The sequence below is a fragment of the Nonomuraea sp. NPDC050451 genome (assembly GCF_044458585.1).
The window spans coordinates 616,404-629,580 of record NZ_JBITHZ010000003.1; the positions used below are offsets into that span (position 1 = coordinate 616,404).

11 protein-coding genes and 1 pseudogene are annotated in these 13,177 nt (G+C 71.2%); 7 read left to right on the plus strand and 5 right to left on the minus strand.

All coding sequences use genetic code 11. From position 1 onward, the window contains the following. Nucleotides 1-10 precede the first annotated feature (10 nt). Nucleotides 11-476, plus strand: a pseudogene (tnpA, locus tag ACIBI9_RS14050) (IS200/IS605 family transposase). 89 nt (nt 477-565) lie between these two features. Here the strand turns inward: tnpA and ACIBI9_RS14055 are convergent. Both ACIBI9_RS14055 and ACIBI9_RS14060 read right to left on the minus strand, forming a co-directional pair. Then, complete coding sequence (locus ACIBI9_RS14055) at nt 566-2,014, minus strand: flavin-containing monooxygenase (RefSeq protein ID WP_397222392.1); 1,449 nt, start codon at nt 2,012-2,014, stop codon at nt 566-568. Nucleotides 2,015-2,513: 499 nt separating this feature from the next. Next, nucleotides 2,514-2,687 (minus strand): hypothetical protein, encoded by a 174-nt coding sequence (locus ACIBI9_RS14060; protein ID WP_192790321.1) that lies wholly within the window; start codon nt 2,685-2,687, stop codon nt 2,514-2,516. 105 nt (nt 2,688-2,792) lie between these two features. Between ACIBI9_RS14060 and ACIBI9_RS14065 the strand changes: the two genes are divergently transcribed. Next, a complete protein-coding gene (locus ACIBI9_RS14065) occupies nt 2,793-3,575 on the plus strand; it encodes an SURF1 family protein (protein ID WP_397222394.1) in 783 nt (260 codons plus the stop codon). 2 nt (nt 3,576-3,577) lie between these two features. Beyond that, nucleotides 3,578-3,895 carry a DUF3817 domain-containing protein gene (locus tag ACIBI9_RS14070; protein WP_185071107.1) on the plus strand — a complete coding sequence of 106 codons (318 nt, stop codon included), beginning with the start codon at nt 3,578-3,580 and terminating at the stop codon, nt 3,893-3,895. Nucleotides 3,896-3,955: 60 nt separating this feature from the next. Here the strand turns inward: ACIBI9_RS14070 and ACIBI9_RS14075 are convergent, their stop codons facing one another. The 3 genes from ACIBI9_RS14075 to ACIBI9_RS14085 all read right to left on the minus strand — a co-directional run bounded on the left by ACIBI9_RS14075 (nt 3,956) and on the right by ACIBI9_RS14085 (nt 6,215). Then, complete coding sequence (locus tag ACIBI9_RS14075) at nt 3,956-4,147, minus strand: hypothetical protein (RefSeq protein ID WP_397222396.1); 192 nt, start codon at nt 4,145-4,147, stop codon at nt 3,956-3,958. A gap of 115 nt (nt 4,148-4,262) precedes the next feature. Continuing rightward, the gene (locus tag ACIBI9_RS14080; protein WP_397222397.1) at nt 4,263-5,333 is read right to left on the minus strand and encodes a protein kinase; all 1,071 of its coding nucleotides are present in this window, start codon (nt 5,331-5,333) and stop codon (nt 4,263-4,265) included. Nucleotides 5,334-5,360: 27 nt separating this feature from the next. After that, a complete protein-coding gene (locus tag ACIBI9_RS14085; RefSeq protein ID WP_397222398.1) occupies nt 5,361-6,215 on the minus strand; it encodes an arylamine N-acetyltransferase in 855 nt (284 codons plus the stop codon). A 72-nt stretch (nt 6,216-6,287) separates the two neighbouring features. Here ACIBI9_RS14085 and ACIBI9_RS14090 point away from each other — a divergent pair, with 72 nt between their 5' ends. From ACIBI9_RS14090 to ACIBI9_RS14105, 4 genes are read left to right on the plus strand one after another with little or no spacing between them, the layout of a single operon-like run. Beyond that, entirely contained in the window at nt 6,288-6,971 is a 684-nt protein-coding gene (locus ACIBI9_RS14090) for a response regulator transcription factor (protein WP_397222399.1), read from the plus strand. Beyond that, nucleotides 6,968-10,501 carry a DUF4153 domain-containing protein gene (locus ACIBI9_RS14095; RefSeq protein ID WP_397222400.1) on the plus strand — a complete coding sequence of 1,178 codons (3,534 nt, stop codon included), beginning with the start codon at nt 6,968-6,970 and terminating at the stop codon, nt 10,499-10,501. Before ACIBI9_RS14090 ends, ACIBI9_RS14095 begins: the two co-directional genes overlap by 4 nt. Before the next feature lie 8 nt (nt 10,502-10,509). Further along, nucleotides 10,510-12,057, plus strand: coding sequence for an amidohydrolase family protein (locus ACIBI9_RS14100; RefSeq protein ID WP_397222401.1), 1,548 nt, complete (start codon nt 10,510-10,512; stop codon nt 12,055-12,057). Nucleotides 12,058-12,105: 48 nt separating this feature from the next. Further along, the gene (locus ACIBI9_RS14105; protein ID WP_397222402.1) at nt 12,106-13,173 is read left to right on the plus strand and encodes an alanine racemase; all 1,068 of its coding nucleotides are present in this window, start codon (nt 12,106-12,108) and stop codon (nt 13,171-13,173) included. Nucleotides 13,174-13,177: the final 4 nt, after the last annotated feature.

Consider the following 13,177-nt stretch of genomic DNA (forward strand, 5'->3'; position numbering starts at 1 on the left):
CGTTTGGTGTATGTCACCGCGGTGGGAACCGAACCTCGATATCCCGATAGGACGTCACTGCGTTCACGCCCTCTCCGCACATTTGGGTTTTGTCACGAAATATCGGCGGCACGTCTTCACCAACCCCATGCTGAAGCGCTGCGAACGGGTCATGAAAGAGGTGTGCGAGAAGCGCGAATGCGAACTGACCGAGTTCAACGGCGAGGACGACCACGTTCATCTCCTCGTTCACTACCCGCCGAAGGTCGCCCCCTCTCCTCCCTCGTCAACTCGTTGAAGGGCGTCTCGGCCCGCTACCTCCGCCAGGAATACAGCGTTCACGTTCGCAATTATCTGTGGGTGGGCACTTGTGGTCCCGCTCCTACTATGCGGGCTCGATCGGCGGCGCGAATCTGGCCAGCATCCGCACGTACATCCAGCTCCAGGACCGGCCCCAGAAATTAGGGAAGACCAGGCGTGGTCACGCCGGGTTCTAAAGTACGGACTTGGGCGCGCTCAGGCTCTTGGGGGGCCTTCCCGCGTGGGCCTTCACCTCCCGCCTATAGGCGGGTCACTTGCCGGCACCTCAGTAGATGAGCTCGTACGCGCTGGGTTTCACCCTCCTGGTACGCGCCCAGTACTCGAAGGTGAAGCCCGGCCAGATCGTCCGGTTCACTCCGTGCTCGTCCAGATACCAGGAGTCGCAGCCGCCCGCGTTCCAGACGAGGGGGTCGAGCCGTTCGCGCAGGCGGCGGGCGAACGCCCGCTGCGCGTCCGGCTTCACGTCCACGGCCCTGGCCTGCGTCCTCGACAGCAGGCGGAGGCAGTCGATGACGTGGCGGACCTGCGACTCGATCATGAACACGACCGAGTTGTGCCCGAGGCCGGTGTTGGGGCCGAGCAGGAAGAACAGGTTCGGGAAGCCGGCCGTGGTGATGCCGTAGTAGGTCTCGATGCCGTCCTGCCAGGCGTCCTGGAGCTTGCGGCCGCCCTTGCCGACGATGTGCTGCTCCTGCAGCGCGTCCACGACCTTGAAGCCGGTGCCGTAGATGATCGCGTCGGCCTCGTGCTCGGCGCCGGAGGAGTCCACGACCGAACGCGGCCTGATCTCGGTGATCCCGTCGGTCACCAGCTCGACGTTGTCCCTGGTGACGGCGGGATAGTAGTCGCTGGAGATGAGGATGCGCTTGCAGCCGATCAGGTAGCCGGGGGTGAGCCTGCGGCGCAGGTCCGGGTCGGGGACCTGGGCTTCGAGATGCCGGAGGGCCAGCTTCTCGTGGGCCTTCATCAGGCGCGGGTCGACGGTGAAGCCGAGCGCCCGCGTCTCCAGGGCCCAGTAGATGGCGTTGCGCATGGTCCTGGCCATGCCGGGGAGGCCGAGGATCCGGCGGGCGGCAGGGGTGATGGCGAAGTCCGGCTTGGGATGGATCCACGGGGGAGTGCGCTGGAAGATGGTCAGGTGGTCGACGGTGGGCGCGAGCTGGGGGACGAACTGGATGGCGGAGGCGCCGGTGCCGACGACGGCCACGCGCTTGCCGGTCAGGTCGATCGAGTGGTCCCATTCGGCGGAGTGGAAGGCGGGGCCGGTGAAGGACTCGCGCCCCGAAATTTCGGGAAATTTCGGTATATGTAGGGCGCCGATGGCCGACACCACGGCGTTCACCCGCAACGTCGCCCCGTCGTCCGTGGTGACCGACCAGTCGCGCCTGTCGTCGTCGTACTCGAGCGCGACGACGCGCTTGCCGTATCGGATGTGCGGGGTCACGCCGTACTTGTCGGCGCACGAGCGCATGTAGTCCCAGATCTCCTCCTGCGGGGAGAACATGCGGGACCAGCCCGGGTTCAGCTCGTACGAGTAGGAGTACATGTGCGAGGGGACGTCGCACGCGCAGCCGGGGTAGGTGTTGTCCCGCCAGGTGCCGCCCAGGTCGGCGGCCTTCTCCAGGATGACGAAGTCGTGGAACCCCGCCTCTTTGAGCTTGATGGCCATGCCGATCCCGGCGAACCCGGACCCGATGATCGCTAACCCTGGCATATGACCTCCCGGGGCGGCGCTTATTGGACGCTATATCCAATTTAATAACCCCGCCTTGAGGAGGTCCAGAGTGACCCCCCCTCACGCCCGTCGGCTACCCGCACGCCCGCCCGCTACCCGCCCGCCCGCTACCCGCACGCCCGCTAGGCTGCCCCGCTGCCCGTGCGCCTGCCCCGCAGCCGGTGCGCCTGCACCGCCGCTCGTGCGGTCTGAATCATGCGCCGCTATCCCGCTCCTGGCCTTACCGCAACCCGGCAGCGGGCCGCTTGCTCGTTGATCGTGGCGCGCCTCAGCCCTGTGCGGCGGTGGGTGGGGGCTGTGCGTCGTTGCGTCTCGGCTGAGGGTCTTGGGGAGGCGTCCGCCTCGCGGGCCGGAGCGGCGTACGAAAGGGGAGGCGGGGTGGCCGAGGGCCCGCGCGTCGTTGGGCGGGCCGGAGGGATGGTTGCGTGAACGGCGAGAACCCGCCACGGCCCCCGCGGCGGGTCGATCAGATCTGGGGTTACTTCAGCAGGAGGAAGGCGGCGACGCCGACGATCACGATCGCGACGACGACCGCGATGATCGGTACGACGGGGGACTTCTTGGGGGTGGCGGCGGCTTCCTGCTCGCGGCGCTGCGCGAAAGCCTTGAACTGCTGGGTGCTGCCCGAAGGGTCGATATGCTGGTCAGACATGGCCAGCAGCCTAGCGTGAGCGCCTGTGCCGTTTGCACTGTTTGTTGGTATCGGTTGGCATGGGCTGATTAGGGGACCACCCCACCCGGCGGATAGCTTTGAAGCATGTTGAGGACCCTGCTCTCCCCCCGTCTCATGGGGCTGCACCTGCTCACGATCGGGGTCCTCGTCGCGTTCATCCTGCTCGGGCGCTGGCAGCTCGGCGTTTTCCAAGATTCGGGAAAGCCGCACTCCTCCACCGATCCCGGGCCCGTCGCGGTCGGCACGCTCGCCCAGGTGGGCCCGCAGCTGAGCGGTGAGCTCGTGGGGCGCAAGGTCACGGCGGAGGGCGTCTACGAGGCCGGCCGCCAGCTCCTGGTCGCCGACCGGCGGGCCGACGTCGACGCCCCCGGCGGCAACGTCTCGCGCGACCGCGGCTACTGGGTGCTCACGCCGCTCCGGCTCGACGACGGCACGCTGATGCCGGTGGTGCGGGGCTGGACGGCCAAGGCGGACGACCCGGCGATCTCCGCGGTGCCGCAGGGCAGGGTCACGGTGGCCGGGCGGCTGCGGCCGCAGCAGGGCACCGACAGCGTGCAGCGGCGCGCCGAGGGTCTGCCCGCCGGTCAGGTGCAGACGGTGTCCACGGGTGAGCTGGTCAACCTGTGGAGCGGCCAGCAGGTACGCACCGGCTTCGTCGTGGCCCAGCCGCCGTCCGGCTCGCTGGCGCAGGTCAAGATCCAGCCGCCGGTGGTGGGTGGCACGCTGACCTGGCGTAACCTGGCATATGCCGCCAATTGGTGGATCTTCGCAGGATTCGCCGTGTTTATGTGGTTCCACTTCGTACGCGATGCCGTACGAACCGATCGGGATCGTGCCAAGTCCCCTGAGATGGCTCTGGAAGGTTAATCGTGGAATCGGCTCTGAAGCCCTTCCGGGTGCTCGCGTACGTGGTCGGGTGCATGCTGCTCGTGCTCTGCGTGGCCATGGTGGTGCGTTACGGCTTCGGCGACCCGACGCTGTCGAAGGTCATCGCGCCCATCCACGGCGGGCTCTACATGCTCTACCTGGTCGCGGTCATGAACCTGGGCATGAAGGCGCGCTGGACGTGGCAGTACATGCTCGGCGTCATGGTCGGGGGCACGGTGCCGTTCCTGTCGTTCTACATCGAGCGCCGGGTGACCCAGCGCGTGCAGACGGAGCAGGCGGCGGCGACGGCGGACGCCTGAGCCCGCGATGGACGCCTGAGCCCGCGGCGGAGGCCTCGTCCGGCCCCCGCCGCGCGGAGTTCAGTGGCCGATGCCGCGCCTGCGGGCCCTCTTGAGCCGCTCGCGCTGCGACGGGTCGAGCATCAGGTAGCCGACCACGGGGGCGGCGATCACGCCGAGGACGACCAGCAGGGTGATCCACCCGGGCAAGAAGATCAGCGAGAGCAGAACCGCGGCGCCTGCGCCAATGGCGTACTTCTGGATTGGCGACATACTCAACTTCCTCCGAGCCTCTTCCGAACACGGAGCGCGTGCCCCGCCTCTCCCACATTCTGCGTCGCCTGTCCAACGAGTGAGCCATCGCTTTGGTTCCGTTTCGCGATGTATCTCAAATGTTGGGGACGCGCCGTACCAACTCGAGGTCGCGGCGGAGCTCATCCGGAGTGGGACGTTCCAACGGATTGCCGGACAAAAGGCGGAACAGCACGTGAGCCAGCGCGCCCGCTCTGGTCAGCGGCGCGCCGGGCGAGGGCGGCACGCCCTCGACGGCGGTGAAGAGCGTGGCGCCCAGGGACCACAGGTCGGCGGCCAGGGTGGCGGAGGCCTCCGGGGCCGTGTAGGCCGGGAGCGTTCCCGACCTCAGCAGCGGGGTCAGATGGGCCCGGCCCCGGGCGTCGATGAGGACGTTGCCGGGCTGGATCCCGCCGTGGAACTCCTCCCCGGCCTGAAGCTGGTCGATCAGGGCGAGCCCCATCGTGGCCACCACGGGGATCGGCAGCGGCCCGAACAGCCCGATGATCACGTCCAGCGGTCGGCTCACGGCCAGGAGGTCCAGGGTCTCGCGGATCACGTCCATCGCCGGTGGCCCCGCCGGGTGCAGCATGGCTCTGACCAACGTCCTGAGCGGGTCCGCGCCCTCCGCGGGCACCTGGCCGGGCGGGCGGCCCTCCACCGCGAAGTGCAGTGTGGCGGCCAGGGACCACAGGTCCGCGGAGGGCAGCATGCTGAGGCTGGGGAAGCCGAAGCCGGTGAGCACCGCCCGGCCCGTCGGGGTGAGCAGGACGTTGCCGGGCTCCACACGCCCGTGGACGATCCCGGCCTCGTGCGCCGTCGTCAGGGCGGACAGGACGCAGACGCCGATCCTGGCCGCCTGCGCGACCGGCAGCGGGCGGCGGGCGCGTACGGTCTGCTCCAGCGACGCCCCCGACACGAACTCCATGACCAGCCACGGCGTCTGGTCCTCGATCACCACGTCGAGCACCCGCACGATCGAGGCGTGCCGGAGCCCGGACGCGCGGCGGGCCTCCTCCAGGGCGGCGTCGCGCAGCTCGGCCGGAACCCGCAGCTCCCTGACCGTGACATCGCGGTGCTCCGACTCGTCGAAGGCCAGCCGGACGGAGCCCGCGGCCAGGGGATTCAGCAGCCGGTAGCGACCGGCCAGCTTCCGGGTCTCACCCATGTCGAGGTGCACGATAGCGCAAGGCTGTCACGTCGCGTCACTGGTCAGCCAGGCCTCATGCGCCTCGTACAGTCTGCGCCACAGCTTCTCCTTCTCCGGGCCGCTCACGTCGGTGAGCGGGAGCAGGAAGATGTCCGCCAGCGCCGCGTAGTAGTCGCGGGCGTTGTCCAGGGTGACCGAGAGCGTCCGGCCGCCGATGCGCTTCAGCATGAGCCCGCGCAGGCTGTCCACGCCGTACGCGTCGCGCCGCTGGACGGTGGCGATGCGCACGAACCCGGACGTCGGTGACGTCGTCAAATGACGGTGCATATCGACGAACGCCGACATGTCCGTGGGGGCCGGGTCGAAGTCCATGCCTTCGAAAGAGCCGCTCGGATCATGTTCGAGCCGCCAGCCGCCCGGCGCGATCTCCGACGGGCGCAGGACGTACGTGAACGGCCCCTGCTCGTACGTGCCCTCCACCAGCGGCAGCGGCTCGTGGAACCCGTCCCCGAGCCCGAGGTCGACCAGCCACCCACCGCCCGGATTGTCCTCCGACGGCAGGCCGCGCACGGTGAGCACCAGGTGGTTGGCGGTGATGCCGGGCTCGTTGCCGCGGATCTGGACCCCGCCGACGTGCCTGGTCACGTCGTACCCCAGCGACCTGATCAGCTCGGAGAACGCGCCGTTGAGGTGGTAGCAGTAGCCGCCGCGCCCCCCGATGATGCGCTCGGCGGACTCGACGGGATCGACGGTGGTGGGGCGGTCGAGCCAGATCTCCAGCGCCTCGTACGGGACCTTTTCGAGGTGCGCGGCATGGAGCGCCCGCAGGTTCTCCGCGCTGGTGGGGGCGTTGATGAGGCTGGGCAGGCCGATGCGGCGGAGGTATCCGGCTGTGTTCACCAGCCAAGTCTGCACTGTATGTGCACAAATTTAGGAGTGTCGTCTGCACAGGCCGCTTCTAGGCTTTCGTACGTGGCAGAGCAGCGACGCATCCTCGTGGTCGAGGATGATCAGACGATCGCGCTGGCCGTACGGAACCGGCTGGCCGCCGAGGGCTTCGACGTCAGGGTGGCCGGCGACGGGCAGGATGCCCTGATCCAGTACGGCAAGGCGGAACCGGACCTGGTGATCCTCGACCGGCTGCTGCCGGGGCTCGACGGGTTAGAGGTGTGCCGCCGGATGCAGGCGGCCAGGCCGGTGCCCGTGCTCATGCTGACCGCGCTCGGCGAGGAGACCGACGTGCTGGTCGGGCTCGGCGTCGGGGCCGACGACTATCTGGCCAAGCCGTTCAGCATGCGCGAGCTCGTGGCCAGGATCCACGCGCTGCTGCGCAGGGTCGAGCGGGCGGCCCAGCTCGCGGCCGAGGACACGGTGATCAGGGTCGGCGAGGTGGAGATCGACACGGCGGCCCGCCGGGTGTTCGTCGGGGGCGTGGAGGCGCAGCTCACCAGGACGGAGTTCGACCTGCTGCGCCGGTTGGCGGAGCGCCCCGGGCAGGTGTTCGAGCGGGACCGGCTGCTGTCGGACGTGTGGGGCTTCTCGGAGGCGGCGGCGACCAGGACCGTCGACAGCCACGTCCGGGCGCTGCGCCGCAAACTGGGCTCCGACGTGGTGCGCACGGTGCACGGCGTCGGCTACGCCCTGGTGCGCCGATGAGGCCGCTCGACTTCCTCGGCCGCATCAAGGTCAAGCTCGGCATCGTGATCGTGCTGGCCGTGGGGACCGCGTTCGTGGTGAACGAGGTCGGGCTCAACTCGGGCCTGTCCCGCGAGGTACGCATCGCGGTCGCCGTGGTCCTGGCGTTGATCATGGTGCAACTGCTGGCCATGGGGATGACCAAGCCGCTGCGCCAGATGGCCAGCGCCGCCCAGACGATCGCCAAGGGCCTGTACGGGCTGCGCGTCACCGCCACGTCCCGCGACGAGGTCGGGGAGCTGGCCAGGGCGTTCAACGCGATGGCCGCCGACCTCGGCGAGGTGGACCGGCAGCGGCGCGAGCTCATCGCGAACGTCAGCCACGAGCTTCGCACTCCCATCACCGGCCTGCGCGCGGTCCTGGAGAACGTCGTGGACGGCGTCTCCGCCCCTGACCCCGTGACCATGCGGACCGCGCTCGCCCAGACCGAGCGGCTCGGCCGCCTCGTGGCCCAGCTCCTGGACCTGTCGCGGCTGGACTCGGGCGTACGCCTGATCGAGCCCGAGGCCATCGAACTGGCGCCGCTGGTCGAGCAGGCGGTGCGCGAGGGGGCGCTGGCCCGCGAGGACGTCGTGATCCGGGCGTCGGCCCCCGCCGACCTGGTGGTGCGCGCCGACCCCGACCTGCTGGCGCAGGTCCTGGCGAACCTCCTGGACAACGCGGTACGGCACAGCCCCTCGGACGGGGTGGTGACCGTGACCGTCGCGGCGGAGGGGGCCGGGGTGCGGTTGGCCGTCGCCGACCAGGGGCCGGGGATCCCGGTCGCGGCCAGGGGGCGCGTGTTCGAGCGCTTCTCCCGGCTCGACGCCGGGCGGGCGGCCGACTCCGGGGGCGCCGGGCTGGGGCTGGCCATCGTGAAGGAGATCGTCGAGCTGCACGGGGGTTCCATTCGCATCGACGACTGTGCGGGATGTCGCATGGTGGTCGATTTACCAGGGAGGACGACGATGGCGGATGTGCCGCTGGACGGTGGCGAGCGGGGCGCGGGGACCGAGCACCTGCCGGAGGCCCTGGACGTCACGGCCTCGACGACGCCGGGTCCCGAGACTCGCGATCGCGCCGCAGAGGGGGATCTGGTGGCCGCCGCCTCGGCCGAGGACGGTGCCAAGACGGCGGGGGCGGTGGCCGACGGTGACGCCGCTGCCGGGCTTGCGGCTCCGGCGTTGGCCGGTGCGCCTGCCGGTGTTGCGGCTCCGGTGACGGCTGGTGCGTCTGCCGATGTTGGGGCGCCGGCGATGGCCGGTGCGTCTGCCGATGTCGCGGCTGGACGTGGTGCCGCCGATGAGAGTGCCGCCGGACTCGCGGCGCTCGCGGCCCTGGGCACGGCCGCCACGCCCGGCCGCGACGCCGCCGAAGGTGAGAAGGCGGCAGGCGCCGCCGCGGCTCCCGGGCTTGCGGCAGGAGCGGGCGCGCCCCCAGGGCCCGCAGCAGGAGTGGGCGCGTCCGCCGGTGGCGTTGTCGCGGGGGGCGCTGGGCGTGGGGCTGGGGTGCCGGCGGGGCCGTCGGTGGGCAGCCCGTTCGTCAGGATGATCGGGGGTGCGGTCGTCGGGGTGCTGGTCGGGTTCATGACCGGCCTGTTCGCCGCCGTGCTCGTCAGCGTGGCCGTCAGCGACGGGATGGCCCTCGTCACGCTCGTCATGTGCACCGCGCTCATGGGCGCGGTCGGCGCGGGGATGGGGGCCGGGTCCGGACGCCGGGCGGCCGTGGCGGCCTACCAGTCGGCGCAGGTCGCGGCGTACCAGTCGGCGGCCCAAGCGGCGGCGGGCTATCCACCGGCGGCTCAGGGCGCGGGCGAACCGCATGCGGCCCGGGCGACAGGCGGCGCGCCCATGGCTCCGACGATGGGCGGCCCGTCCGCGGGCCAGGCGGGCAGTCCGGCTGCGGGCCAGGCAGCGGGCAGTCCGGCCGCGGGCCAGGCAGCGGGCAGTCCGGCCGCGGCCCACACCACGGGCAATCACCCGGGTGCGGGGAGCCCGCCGGTTCCGGCGCCGTACCGGAATCAGGGAGGGCCGCCGCCCTACGTGCCGCCGCCCCTCTTCCCCAGGCCCGAGCTGCCCGACTCGCCCCGCTGGCTGCTGCCCGCGGCGGCCGGGGCCGGGGTGTTCGCGGCGGTGGCGTTGCCCGAGGCACAGGTCGGCCTGGGGATCGTGCTGGTCGCCATGGTCCTGGGCGCGGCGGCGCTGCCTGCCGTGTTGCGGCGGATGACGCCGTGGACGGTGGCGTTCGGGCTGACGGCGTACTTCCTGATCTCGATGGCGGCGGTGCGCGACGCCGACTGGCTGGTCGCGATCCTGCTCGTGGCGGGGGCCGGTCTGGGCGCGCTGGCCGTGTCGGGAGCCGGGGCCGGGTGGCTCGGCGTGATCAGGGGCGGCGTGTCCGTGATGCTCGCGCTCGGCCCGGTGCCGTGGTTCCTGGCCCAGCCGCTGAAGAAGCTGTCCGCCAAGCGGCGCGTCCTGCCGATGCTGGCCGCGCTGGGCATCACGGCTGTGCTCCTCCTGGTGTTCGGGCTGCTGTTCGCCTCGGCGGACGCGGTGTTCGCCTCCTTCCTGGAACGGCTGACGACCGCGCCGGACTGGGCGGAGTCGGCGCCGGTGCGGATCTTCCTGTTCGCGCTGTTCGCCGTGCTGCTGGCCGCCGTGGTGCTGGTCGCGCTCAGGCCGGTGGTCGACCCCGTGGGGCCGGAGCCGAAGTTCAGTGTGAGCAGGAGCGTCTGGATCGTGCCTCTCACGGCGGTGAACCTGCTGTTCGCCTCGTTCGTGGCGGTGCAGATCACGGCGCTGTTCGGCGGCAACACCTGGGTGCTGAAGACGGCCGGGCTCACCTATGCCGAGTACGCCAGGCAGGGGTTCTTCCAGCTCGTGGTGGTCAGCGTGTTCGTGCTGGGCATCGTGGCGGTCGCCAGCGGGATGCTCAAGGTCGAGCGGCGCGAACGCTGGCTGCTGGCCGTGCTGCTCGGCGTGCTGTGCGGGCTGACCATGGTGGTGCTGGCTTCTGCCCTGCACCGCATGAACCTCTACACCGAGGCGTACGGCCTGTCCAGGCTGCGCCTGTCCGTGCAGGCCACGGTGTGGTGGCTGGGCACGCTGTTCGCGCTGGTGCTGCTGGCGGGGGCGGCGCGGCTCCTGGGCCGGGGTTCCGGCTGGCTGCCGCGTACGGTCGTGCTGGTGACCGGGCTGGGCCTGGGCGCGTTCGCCATCGTGAACCCCGACCTCCAGGTCGCCCACACGCAGGTCGAGGTGCGCGGCGTGACCAAGCTGGACTCCGACTACCTGGGCGACCTCGGCGCGGAGGCCGTACCGGCGCTGGACAAGCTGCCGGAGCCGCAGCGCAGCTGCGTGCTGGCCGACGTGGTCGCGGCCAACGGCCTGGCCCGCCCCGACCCCTGGAACGGCTGGAACCTCGACCGGGCACGGGCCCGGGCCGTGCTGGCCGCCCGGCCGATCGACAAGTCCGTGCAATGCCCTCCGGCGTATTCGCGCGGCTCTGATTGAATCTTGGTGTGAGGTTCGACGTAGTCATCAACGGCGGCCGGGTGCTCGACGGGACGGGTGCCCCGCCGTACCGGGCGGACGTCGCGGTCGCGGGCGGCAAGATCGCGGCGATCGGGAGGCTGGGCGGCGCCGAGGCGGAGACCGTGATCGACGCGACGGGGCGGTTCGTCGCGCCCGGCTTCGTCGACTGTCACGCCCACGGTGACGCGGCCGTGTTCGACCCTGCGGTCCAGCGGGCGGCGCTCCGGCAGGGGGTGACCACGTTCGTGCTGGGGCAGGACGGTTTGTCCTTCGCCCCCGGCTCGGCCGCCACCGTCGCCTACGCCTCCCGCTACTTCGCCGCCGTCAACGGCCCGCTGACCGTCAACGGCCGGGTCGCCGCCGACGGGCCGCTGACCGTCGGCGAGCTGCTCGGCGGCTACGACCGCGCCGTGGCGCTGAACAGCGCGTACCTCCTCCCGCACGGCACCATCCGCTACGACGTCATGGGGCCCTCGCCCGAGCCGCCCTCCCGCGACGAGCTGGCGGCCATGCTGCGGCACGTCGAGCGGGGCCTGTCGGAGGGGGCGGTCGGCCTGTCGACCGGCCTCGAATACCTCCCCGGCCGCTACGCCACCGCCGAGGAGCTGGCCGCCCTGTGCGCCCCGCTCGGTGGCCTCCCGTACGTCACCCACATGCGCGCGTACGGCCCCCAGGCCGGCGTGGGCATGACCGAGGTCATGGACATCGCCGAGCGCTCCGGCGCCGCCGTGCACGTCTCCCACCTGCACGGCCCCGCGGACGTGCTGCTCCCGCTGGTCGAGGAGGCGCTCGGCAAGGGCGTGGACCTCACCTTCGACACCTACCCCTACCTGCGCGGCAACACGATCCTGGCCATGGTCGTGCTGCCCGGCTCCGTGCCGGGCGCCGAGACCGACCGGGCGCTGGAGATGATCGCGTCGGACGAGCTGGACGGCTGGTGGCCGACGCTCGACGCCGTCTGGCCGCGGCTGACCGTCTCGCACGCCCCGGGGATGGAGTGGGCCGAGGGCCTGACCATCGTGGCGGCGGCCGAGCGGGACGGGGCGGCGCCCGCCGAGTTCTGCCGCCGTCTCCTGACGGAGACGCGGCTGGAGGCGGGCGTCGTGTCCGCGCGCCCCGACGAGGGCCCGGAAGGGGAGGAGTCGGTACGCAGGATGCTCCGGCATCCCGCACACACCGGCGGCTCCGACGGCATCTATGTGGGCGGCCATCCGCATCCGCGGGGGTTCGGGGCGTTCGCCAGGTTCCTCGGCCGGCACGTGCGGGAGCTGGCCGACTGGACCTGGGAGCAGGCCGTGGTGCACCTGGCCTCCCACCCGGCCAGGCGCTTCGGGCTGACGGACCGGGGGCTGGTGAGGAGCGGGTTCGCGGCCGACGTGGTGGTGTTCGACCCGGCGGCGGTGGGCGACCGGGCGACCTACGAGGCGCCGCGCACGCTCGCGGCCGGGGTCGACGACGTGCTCGTGTCGGGGGTACGCGTGCTGGCCGGGGGAGAGCTGACCGGCGCCACTCCGGGGCGTGCGCTTCGTCCATGATTGGGGCGAAGGTCTGAGATAGGGTCGGACGCGGATGAAAGGGGTGTTGTGCTCGGGCAGCAGATCTTCGCGGGTGGGCTCGAACTCCCCCTCATGGTCGTGCACCGGGACGCGCTGGAGCACAACATCGAGACGATGGCGGCCTTCGTCCGCGATCACGGCATGGAGCTGGCGCCGCACGCCAAGACGCACATGTCCGCTGAGATCGCCGCACTCCAGCTCGAAGCGGGCGCCTGGGGGCTCACCGTCGCGACGCCGCGCCAGGCGCGGGTGGTCCGCGGGTTCGGGGTGGGCCGGATCCTGGTGGCCAACCAGCTCGTGGACCCCGCGGGGCTCGACTGGGCCGCGGGCGAGCTGGAGCGGGATCCCGCGTTCGAGTTCCTGAGCTTCGTGGACTCCGAGGCCGGGGTGGACATTCTCGCTCGGCATGCCACGTCCCGGCCGTTCCGGGTGTTGGTGGAGCTGGGGCACGAAGGCGGACGAGCCGGGTGCCGGTCGCTGGAGCAGCTGCTGAGCCTGGTGGCGTACGTGCAGCAGAATCCCGGCGTCGAGCTGGCCGGGGTCGCCGGGTACGAGGGCGCGCTGAAGACCGCCGACGATGTCCGGAAATATCTGGACTTGCTGCAGGAGGCCGTCGAGTACGTCCGCCTCAAGAGCCCGATCCTGACCGTGGGCGGCAGCCAGTGGTTCGACGTGATCGGCCGCGAACTCGTCACCACCCAGGCCAGGATCCTGCTGCGCAGCGGCGCGTACGTCACCCACGACGACGGCTACTACCGCGAGCGCACCCCGTTCAACCGCATCGACGGGGAGCTGCGCCCGGCGCTGGAGGTCTGGGCGCACGTGCTGTCCACGCCCGAGCCCGGGCTGGCGATCGTGGGCATGGGCAAGCGGGACGCGCCCTACGACGAGGGGCTGCCCATCCCGCGCCGCGACGGCGTCACGATCGTGAAGATGCAGGACCAGCAGACGGTCGTGCGCGCCGACGGGCTCAAGCCCGGTGACCTGCTGGCCTTCGGCATCTCCCATCCCTGCACCGCGTTCGACAAGTGGCGCGTGCTGCCCCTGGTGGACCAGGACTACCGTGTCGTTGGCCAGATAACCACCAACTTCTAGGGAG

What these genes read in the sequence shown, in the direction of transcription:
- ACIBI9_RS14060 (WP_192790321.1), bottom strand. Translation starts at nt 2,687, where the DNA reads ATGTCTGACCAGCATATCGACCCTTCGGGCAGCACCCAGCAGTTCAAG.
- ACIBI9_RS14075 (WP_397222396.1), bottom strand. Translation starts at nt 4,147, where the DNA reads ATGTCGCCAATCCAGAAGTACGCCATTGGCGCAGGCGCCGCGGTTCTG.
- ACIBI9_RS14080 (WP_397222397.1), bottom strand. Translation starts at nt 5,333, where the DNA reads ATGGGTGAGACCCGGAAGCTGGCCGGTCGCTACCGGCTGCTGAATCCC.
- ACIBI9_RS14055 (WP_397222392.1), bottom strand. Translation starts at nt 2,014, where the DNA reads ATGCCAGGGTTAGCGATCATCGGGTCCGGGTTCGCCGGGATCGGCATG.
- ACIBI9_RS14095 (WP_397222400.1), top strand. Translation starts at nt 6,968, where the DNA reads ATGAGGCCGCTCGACTTCCTCGGCCGCATCAAGGTCAAGCTCGGCATC.
- ACIBI9_RS14065 (WP_397222394.1), top strand. Translation starts at nt 2,793, where the DNA reads ATGTTGAGGACCCTGCTCTCCCCCCGTCTCATGGGGCTGCACCTGCTC.